Origin of the sequence: Clostridium arbusti SL206, assembly GCF_000246895.1 — a bacterium.
GTDB classification, from domain to species: Bacteria; Bacillota; Clostridia; order Clostridiales; family Clostridiaceae; genus Clostridium_I; species Clostridium_I arbusti.
The window spans coordinates 1-845 of the sequence record NZ_BAEV01000200.1 but is presented as its reverse complement, the minus strand read 5'-3'; the positions used below and the strand labels follow the sequence as shown (position 1 = coordinate 845).

The 845-nt window shown below is 36.7% G+C and carries 1 protein-coding gene and 1 pseudogene; one reads left to right on the top strand and one right to left on the bottom strand.

All coding sequences use genetic code 11. From position 1 onward, the window contains the following. Positions 1-374: winged helix-turn-helix transcriptional regulator (locus RH99_RS18045; RefSeq protein WP_010241812.1), on the top strand; the 374-nt coding region annotated here is incomplete at its 5' end. A gap of 314 nt (positions 375-688) precedes the next feature. Here the strand turns inward: RH99_RS18045 and RH99_RS19840 are convergent. Then, positions 689-845 (bottom strand): annotated as a pseudogene (locus RH99_RS19840) (ROK family protein); the annotation flags it as partial.

Genomic DNA, 845 nt, shown 5'->3' with positions numbered 1-845 from the left:
AAACAATTCAGCCTATTCTTTCCATGCTATGCAAATGGGGAGCTCATGTTATGCAAATGGGGAATATGGAAGGGTGCTCTATTAAATACGCTTTGGGTTTATTGTCCGGAAAGTGGAAAATGCGAATTGTTTGGGAAATATCTCAGCAAAAGGTTATTCGGTTCAATGATCTGCAAAGGCGTTTGGATGGGATATCCAGTCTAATGCTTTCAAAAAGTTTACGCCAATTGCAGGAGGACAAACTAATCAACCGCATTCAGTATAATGAAGTTCCCCCGCATGTCGAATACCAAATAACTGAATTAGGTGAAACAATTCAGCCTATTCTTTCTATGCTATACAAATGGGGAAAGGTCTGCGGCAATTTTGTATAAATAATAATTCCTTAGGGCAAGATATTAGGTAGATTTGCCTGCAATGTAGGGGGTATCTTTGTCCCTTTGACATAGTTTAGAAATAGTTTTGTTTTATGATGACATTAAAGGTACAAAAAGTAAAAGAAAGAGCAGGCAGAAACTATAATTGGAATGCTAAAGAAAGACGGGCTTTGTATTCGTGCCATGAATGATTTGGATAAAAACCTAATAGAGAAGTGACCGCTACCAAACAAAAACACCGCCCTTAGGCCCACTAAAGCGGTGTCTTATGTAATGTGATAGCTTAAAATTTATTTTATTATAGAAAATATTTATTTACTTGCAATTACAGCTAATCCAACTGCTCCCATTACCCCTGCATCTGTACCAAGTCCAGCAGGAACAATTTTACATGACTCAGCCATAGCTTTAAAGCATCTTGTATTTACTACTTCTTTAACTTTATCAAATACAATATCTCCACCTTTT